The following is an 8,063-nucleotide window of genomic DNA, read 5'->3' as shown; positions in this document are numbered from 1 at the left end:
GATCACGTTCGCCAAAATCAGCGAAACGCACCGAGGCCGCAGCACATCCGCTGAGATCCTCGCCGCGTTGTAAGCCATTATCGCTCGCTGCCTATTACAAGCTGTCTCCCTGCGAGGCAGTCGTTGGCGGCTTCGGCCAACGCTTTGCAGCATTTCTCGGCCCTTCCGTTCCAGTCGATCTGCATTCTGATTCTTGGTGAAGACACCAGCGATCGCGATGCGAGTTGGCAGCCTGAGTTGGCATCACCGCTGCGAACTGCTCGGACGACCGAGCGACGACTCTCGGGGACGCCGGCTACATTCGTCGCTCGCTGATTCGACGGGTGCGGGTGGATGGCTTACACTGACGCTCCTGCGGTGCGTCTGGATCGATACGCTGGAATCGATATGCCTGGCACATCGCTGCAAATAATGGAACAGCAGGAAAACATCTTCCTTTCACGAGCAGTGGTGGTGTGGTGACGGATTCGGTAAGCCAAGATGAGAACACGGATACCTTTAAACAACGCGTGACAAAATTTTGGCAGTGGTATCCCACCGTTGCTGAGCGATTTTTTCAGACCATTGAAGCGGGAAAATGTGGTGACCTCGTCGATGAGGTCGCCGAGTTCTGTGAAGCGACGATCCCTGGATTGAGCTGGGTCTTTGGGCCCGGTGAAAATGGCGGCCACTCCTTCACGCTCTCCGGCGAAGGCCAGATCACCAAACAACTGCTGGCAGAATACTGGTTGCAACGCGCTCCGGAGATTCCCAAATGGAACTTCCATGCCTCTCGCCAAGCCACACCGGCCGAATTCGTCAAAGGATTCGCGATCGCGGTCGACGAAGGCAAGCGAGTGAATGTGGACGGCTTCCAAATTCGCACCCACGTCGATGACGAACGTCAAAAAATCGATATCATCGCATGGCATCCCGTGCTCGAATCGGTACCAAAATCCCAGCACTTTACGATCCTGTTCCTGCTGGTCGATGAAGTGCTCGGCGAATTTGGCACCCAGATGTGGCTGGGCGAGATCAAGATCGAGCCATTCACCCCAGATGCTTACACGCGGTCGCTCTCGGAGCTGCCCGAATTCATCTCGGGAGTCAACACGTATCACCAATGGGAAAAACTGCCACCACTGGATACGTATACCGTGTATCAATTGAAAGAAACCAAATCGACACCGCGTGGCGACACAGTGGTCGGATCGAGTTTGATTCCTCGATTGGTGTCTGAATGCATCGATAACAACGGAAAGCTGAGCGAGAATCCACTTGCAAACACCGGTGCGGAACTGATTTATATTGCCATCGACAGCTCGATTTTCCCCGAAGGCCAACAATCCGATGTCCGTGCGAACATCGAAGACATCTTGACCGATTCGCTCGCAAAAGAGCTCAGCGGACAAACTCTCGGCGGGGCTTTCGGATTGCACGAAAGCTACGTCGATCTGTTGCTAGTCGATGGCAAAGAGAGTCGCCGGATTGTCAGCGAAACGTTAACGCTATTGCAACTCGACAACCGCGCCCGAATCGAATCGTTTGTCGATTGAGCGAAGAATTGCAGCGATGCAGGCCGGATCACAGCGGAGCGGGAATCCGGCTCGGGCCGCGGCAACGAAGTTGACATCACTTTCGCGTCCGCCGGATCTGCGTCGCTTGGCAGCGACTTTGATCCGGCCTACGGCGTGGGTAACGCAATACACCACAACTCTTTATCTAATCTCAACGTGCTCTCCGCGAGGCGTTCACATCGCGATTGTAAAACACTACCCATCAGTGAAAGGCAATACATCACGACAACAACGAAAAGCACTTGAGCGATGAGATCGATCCACTATCGGCAAATAGCCTTGGCCATCCTGTTCTGCGGATGCCTGAGCGGATGCAATACAGAACCCGCACTACATCCGATCAGCGGGCATATCACCTTAGGCGGCAAACCCTACGAACGTCTAATCGTTTACTTTCGCCCACTCGACGACGCGGTGACAAAATACAACCTCGGGGTTGGTGAAACCGATGCCAAAGGCGACCTCTCACTACGTTCGACCGCAGGCCCCGGTTTGGCTGCGGGAACCTACAAAGTCAGCTTTACTTGTATCGTCAGCCGGGGCGGGAAAGTGATCGGATCGACCGACGAAAAACAAGATGACGATCGCAGTTTGGTCACCGAAGAATTGGTCCCGCCCGCCTATGCCGAAGGGGGCATTAGCGGGCTTGAGTTTGAAGTCCAAAGCTCGGCTGAAAACCGCTTCGAATTCGATATCCCCGCGAAAACGTCCTAACGCTTTGGACGGCATTTTACAGTGATAAGCGAATGATCGTGAGCCGTGGGTCGTAAGGCACCGGGTCGGGCGTGAGACCCGGCCGCTGACGCGTCTCGGCTCAATACATCAACAAGTCGTTGGCGGTTTTCCTCTGCGAGCGATGCGACGGAGACTTACAGACACCTTTTTGCCAAACCATTTACCCCCCTTTCACATTTGGGAAACCTTACGATGAAACATCCTTTGACTGAACGCAGGCAAGGATTTACGCTTGTCGAATTACTCGTGGTCATTGCCATCATTGGCGTCCTTGTCGGGCTGTTACTACCTGCGGTCCAGGCGGCTCGCGAAGCCGCTCGGCGGATGCAGTGCAGCAACAAGCTGAAACAATTGGGATTGGCCACCCACAACTTTGCCAGCACGTATCAAGACCAATTGCCGATGTTGGGTGAGGCGCAAGAGGGCGGGCACTGGAGCGCGTTTGTGATGCCGTTTTGTGAACAAAACAACCTGTACGAAGCGTTGACGTTTGGCTCGACCAACTGGGCTGCCGGAGCCGCACTGGAGGATGCTTCGCTCGATTCCTCTAATCCTCGTGATCGCCAGGTGGCCGCTTGTGAAACGTCGATCAGTGTGATGCGATGCCCTTCGTCGATCGCCCCCGAAGGGGTCTTTGACGCCTCGGTCTATTCGCCACCGTGGTTTGTTGCTGCTCGCGCGCCGGCGAACTATTTGGCCGTCGTGACCGGGATCCAGCCCAACGACTGGAAACCCGCACTCGGATGGGGACGTGACAATCTGCCGACTTGGGGCGACGGGCAAACGACAAAACATCACTCGGAACTCGATGGCATGATCCAGACTCGGCCACTCGACAAATCCCGCATCGCGCAAGGGGGGCCAGGCGGCGGAACCAAGCTTCGCGACGTCATCGATGGACTCTCCAACACACTGATGTTGGGTGAAGCCGAACCGGATCCCGAGTTGGCTTCGATCGCGTCGACCGCCGAAAATGCGAACTCCGGACGCAAGGATCACTGGGCGATCGGCGGCGACGACTTTGATAACTGGGAAGGAACCGATTGGTCCGAAATGGGCGGATCCACCGCGGTCCAGATCAACTACCCCAAACCGATTGACATCCCCACCGCCGATGATTCACCTGAATGGGGCGCGTATGAGGTCAGCTTCAGCAGCCAGCACCCTGGCGGTGCTCAATTCTGTTACGGCGACGGTTCGGTCCGCTTTCTAACCGAATCGATCGACCAAATTTTGTTTTCCGCTCTGGGCACGCGTGACGGCGGCGAAGTGGTTTCAGAACCGTAGCTCGTTTGTTCGGCACCATTAATAACGCCATAGCAGATCGCTCGGCCTTCACCTCCTTTCCCTCCCAAAAAAATCTTCCCCATGTACATTGCTCTTCGATTGCCAACCTGGTTTGCCGTTGCAGTAACGCTCGTTTGCGGCGTCACTTGCACATCGGCCCATGCCCACAATGGCCCCGACCCGCGGGCCCACTGGGTCTTTGGAAAACCATTTTTTCAAGACGGTGTTCTCACGAGCCAACTGGGGCCGCATCTACGAGCGACGGGGACCCCACGCTTGGATAATGCCGACGGTCTCAACGCAATTCGGCTCGATGGACAACAAACCTATTTCACGGCCACAGAAGCTTGGCCCGATTTGCAGGCCAAACTTCCGACGAAAACGATCACTGTCGCGTCTTGGGTTTCACTGGATTCGTTGACGCAGTACGGCGGCATCGTCTCGGCGATCCAAGACAACGGTGGCGAGGAAGCGGGCTGGGTTCTCGGCTACAACGAACAAACGTTTACGTTTGGTGTCGCCAGCAAAGGAGCCGACGATGGTGACGGATTGATGACCTATTTGCAGGGCACGACCAAAATCGCCACGGGCAAATGGTACCACGTCGCCGGCGTTTACGACGGAGTGACAATGCAGTTGTGGGTCAACGGCAAATTGGAAGCAGAGACCGACGTCCAGCACGGTGATATCCTGTATCCCCAGGACGCGACACTCGCGGTGGGCGCCTATCTAGACCGTGACGAAAGATTTGCGTTGCAAGGACGATTGGCTAAAATCGCGGTTTATGACCTTGCCGCTCGCGGGGCTTGGATCGAACATGACTTTGAGCATCAAAAGGAATGGGCGGTACTTCCAGCAACCGCCAAGCCGCGACAACCGCTTGCGTTCTTAGTCGCTCCTTATTTGCAATTCGCAACGCACAACAGTATCCGCGTGCTGTGCGAATGCAACGAAACGAGCGAGGTTAGCGTCCGCTATGGCCAGACCGACGCGTTTGAGCATACCGTCGCAGCAACTTCGACGGACGGGATGCTGCAAACCGCCGTCCTAGAGAACCTCGAAGCCGAAATGGGGTACTACTATCAAGTCACGGCAATCGACTCGGAAACGCAACAGACCATCCAAAGTGAAGTTCTGTCGTTTCAAACCGCTTCGTTGCCCGAGACCCCTTATGCGTTCGCCGTGATCTCGGACACGCAAGGAAACCCAGAGGTGAGTGGCAAGATCGGCGAACTGGCTTGGGGGCTACGTCCAAACTTTTTGGTGATCCCAGGCGACCTTGTCTCGACCGGTACCGTCAAGAACCAATGGACGTACCAGTTCTTTGCCAGCTTGAATCCGCTGATCTCGCGAGTTCCGTTTTACCCGGTTTTGGGAAACCACGAACGGAATGCGGATCATTACTACCGCTACATGGATTTGCCACCGCCTGAATATTACTACACGTACCGCTATGGAAACGCCGCGTTCTTTATGCTTGATTCCAACAAGGAAATGGGTCCGGAAAGCGAGCAGTACCAGTGGCTCGAGAAACAACTCAGCGAGCTGGAGCAGGAAAAGGAATCAGGAGACAGCGGAGTGGTTTGGACGTTTGTCAGTTTCCATCATCCCGCCTATTCGTCGGACGAAAACGATTATGGCGATCTATGGAAAGGCAAAAGCACTTGGGGTGACCTGCGGATTCGACCGATGACGGAGTTGTTTGACCGCTTTGGCGTCGACATCGTCTGGAATGGACATATCCATTCTTACGAACGGACCTGGAAAATTCGCGACAAGCGTCCTCACGACAATTCGGGCACCATCTATATGATTACCGGTGGGGGTGGCGGCCACTTGGAACAAGCAGGTCCGATTCGCCCTCCGTTTCAAAACACGGTGCGACGCGGACACCACTTTGTCTTCGTTGCCGTCAACGGATCGGAACTGCAATTGAAATCTTATGATTTGCAGGGCCAACTGTTTGACACCGTCACGCTGCGTAAATAGAGCGTCTCGAGTCACCCGAAAAGAGCCCCGTCGCGCGGCCGGGCTTCGGAGGTGCATTCGTTTTTTGGTAGCGGCACGCCGCGAGCTCAATGCCATCTACTTTGGTAGCGGCACGGCGCGGGGCCCGTCCGGTTGAGGCGAGTAAAACGTTCGGTTTAGACCGGGCGGGCCCCGCGCCGCACCGCTATAAACGCCACCCGTTTAGTGCCAAAGTAGATGGCATTGGGCGTGAGCCGTCCGGTTGAAGCGGGGAATGCGTTGGATCGGGACCGGGCGGGCCCCGCGCCACACCGCTATAAATACCATTGCCCTTCACGTAAAATCTTTGTGAAGACTCGTGAGCTTGCTTTGTGAAGACTCGTGAGCTTGCCCGGACGTCGCAATGGAAGCAGGACTTGTCACCTCGTCCACTACTCAGAATACACAAGGCTAACTGATGACAGATACCGATCAACCTTCGCTTCGACTAGCGACTTTTGGCAATGGCTGCTTTTGGTGCACCGAAGCCGTCTTTCAACGGCTTGCGGGCGTCGAACAGGTGATGTCGGGTTACTCCGGTGGCCATGTTGACGATCCGACTTACAAACAAGTCTGCACCGGCACGACCGGGCACGCTGAAGTCGTCCAGATCCAATTCGATCCTAGTGTCATCAGTTTTGACGAACTGCTGGAAGTGTTTTGGAAAACGCACGATCCAACGACGTTGAACCGGCAAGGCGCCGATGTCGGCACGCAATACCGATCAGTAGTGTTCTATCACGACGAATCACAAAAACAGCAGGCCGAGCACTTCAAGCAAAAATTGGACGATGCGGGGGTCTTCTCGGCTCCCATTGTGACCGAGATTGCCGAATTCACAAAATTCTATCCCGCCGAAACCGATCATCACAACTATTTCAACGAACATGGCAACCAAGGTTATTGCCAAGCTGTGATTCGCCCGAAAGTGGATAAGTTCACGGAGGTGTTCCGCGACAAACTGAAACAAGCTTAAATCAACCCGAGTGCCCTGCAAGCCAAAAACGTCACCATTTCTATGCGTTTGAATATCGATGATCGTTTCAACAAGCAACTTCCCGCCGACGCGGTGCAAACTCCTTCACGCCGCCAAGTCACCGGAGCTGCGTTTTCCTTTGTAACGCCACGCGTCCCCAGCAATCCACAGTTGCTGCACTTTTCTAGCGACGTTGCTGAGATGCTCGGATTGACGCCCGACGACCTTCGCAGCGACGAATTCCGTGATGTCTTCAGCGGCGGCAAAGTGATCGAAGGAACTCGTCCCTATGCGATGTGTTACGGCGGACACCAATTTGGTTCCTGGGCAGGACAACTCGGCGATGGCCGTGCGATCAACTTGGCCGAAGTCGAACATGCTGGCAAACACTGGACGCTGCAGCTAAAAGGGGCCGGCGAAACCCCTTATTCACGTACTGCCGATGGTTTGGCCGTTCTTCGCTCGTCGGTCCGCGAACATTTGTGCAGCGAAGCGATGCATCACTTAGGAGTTCCGACAACGCGATCGCTATGTCTATTGACTACCGGCGATCAAGTGCTGCGAGACGTCATGTACGATGGCAACCCCGCAATGGAAACCGGGGCCGTGGTTTGCCGGGTCGCTCCCAGCTTCATTCGCTTTGGCAATTTCGAAATCTTTGCCTCGCGAAACGATCTCAAAACGCTACGTGAATTGGCGGACTATACGATTCGCCATTACTACCCGGAAATCGAAACCGGAACCCAATCTGGTTACGGCGATTTCTTTCACGCCGTGTGCCAACGCACACTGACGATGATGGTGCATTGGCAACGAGTCGGTTTTGTTCACGGCGTGATGAATACCGACAACATGTCAATCCATGGCGACACAATTGACTATGGCCCGTATGGCTGGCTCGAAGGCTACGATCCCAACTGGACGCCCAACACGACCGACCGCACACATCGACGCTATCAGTTTGGCAACCAGCCACAAATTGCACTTTGGAACTTGGTCCAATTGGCCAACGCGATGTACCCCATCGTCGGTGAGGCGTCACCATTCGAATCCGCGCTGCAACAGTACCAGCACGACTTCAATCGCGAATTCACACGCATGCAAGCCAACAAGATCGGGCTCGCCGAGGTGATTCAAGGCGACGAAGAACTCCTGGACCAACTGGATGCGGTCTTACAGCTAACCGAAACCGACATGACGATCTTCTTTCGTTTGCTCGGAAACATCAAGAAGTCGGACGAATGCGACACCGGCAGCAGTTTTCTTACCCCGGTTCGCGATGCCTTTTATGCTGCCGAGCAACTGAGCGGCGAGGTGCTCGAGTCATGGCGTGATTGGTTTGCCAAGTACCTGTATCGATTGAACCAGGATTCGCAAACCGATTCACTGCGTCGTGAACAAATGAACCGTGTCAATCCAAAGTACGTACTTCGCAATTACATGGCGCAATTGGCTATCGACGCGGCCGATCAGGGCGACACATCGCTGATCGAAGAACTGTA

Annotated in this window: 8 protein-coding genes; all 8 read left to right on the top strand. The window is 54.9% G+C overall.

The features are described from left to right. On the top strand, positions 1-200 hold a 200-nt coding region (locus RMSM_RS43025), incomplete at its 5' end, for a hypothetical protein (protein ID WP_236622317.1). 133 nt (positions 201-333) lie between these two features. Further along, positions 334-462 (top strand): hypothetical protein, encoded by a 129-nt coding sequence (locus RMSM_RS43485; protein WP_008704292.1) that lies wholly within the window; start codon positions 334-336, stop codon positions 460-462. Beyond that, complete coding sequence (locus RMSM_RS26915; RefSeq protein ID WP_144057992.1) at positions 459-1,535, top strand: hypothetical protein; 1,077 nt, start codon at positions 459-461, stop codon at positions 1,533-1,535. Before RMSM_RS43485 ends, RMSM_RS26915 begins: the two co-directional genes overlap by 4 nt. Positions 1,536-1,805: 270 nt before the next feature. Next, positions 1,806-2,270, top strand: a complete 465-nt coding sequence (locus tag RMSM_RS26910; RefSeq protein ID WP_008704287.1) for a peptidase associated/transthyretin-like domain-containing protein — start codon at positions 1,806-1,808, stop codon at positions 2,268-2,270. Between the two features lie 213 nt (positions 2,271-2,483). Next, entirely contained in the window at positions 2,484-3,578 is a 1,095-nt protein-coding gene (locus RMSM_RS26905; RefSeq protein WP_008704286.1) for a DUF1559 domain-containing protein, read from the top strand. An 81-nt stretch (positions 3,579-3,659) separates the two neighbouring features. After that, positions 3,660-5,567, top strand: coding sequence for a LamG-like jellyroll fold domain-containing protein (locus RMSM_RS26900; RefSeq protein WP_008704284.1), 1,908 nt, complete (start codon positions 3,660-3,662; stop codon positions 5,565-5,567). Between the two features lie 436 nt (positions 5,568-6,003). Next, positions 6,004-6,561, top strand: coding sequence for a peptide-methionine (S)-S-oxide reductase MsrA (gene msrA, locus RMSM_RS26895; protein WP_008704281.1), 558 nt, complete (start codon positions 6,004-6,006; stop codon positions 6,559-6,561). Positions 6,562-6,603: 42 nt separating this feature from the next. Further along, positions 6,604-8,063: protein adenylyltransferase SelO (locus tag RMSM_RS26890; RefSeq protein WP_008704279.1), on the top strand; the 1,460-nt coding region annotated here is incomplete at its 3' end.

This window comes from Rhodopirellula maiorica SM1, assembly GCF_000346295.1.
Taxonomy (GTDB): Bacteria; Planctomycetota; Planctomycetia; order Pirellulales; family Pirellulaceae; genus Novipirellula; species Novipirellula maiorica.
Note: the sequence above shows the minus strand (reverse complement) of the source record. Positions and strands in the feature narration are given on the sequence as shown.

Coding starts and splice junctions, on each gene's coding strand:
- RMSM_RS43485 (WP_008704292.1), top strand. CDS start 334: ATGGCTTACACTGACGCTCCTGCGGTGCGTCTGGATCGATACGCTGGA.
- RMSM_RS26910 (WP_008704287.1), top strand. CDS start 1,806: ATGAGATCGATCCACTATCGGCAAATAGCCTTGGCCATCCTGTTCTGC.
- RMSM_RS26905 (WP_008704286.1), top strand. CDS start 2,484: ATGAAACATCCTTTGACTGAACGCAGGCAAGGATTTACGCTTGTCGAA.
- RMSM_RS26900 (WP_008704284.1), top strand. CDS start 3,660: ATGTACATTGCTCTTCGATTGCCAACCTGGTTTGCCGTTGCAGTAACG.
- msrA (WP_008704281.1), top strand. CDS start 6,004: ATGACAGATACCGATCAACCTTCGCTTCGACTAGCGACTTTTGGCAAT.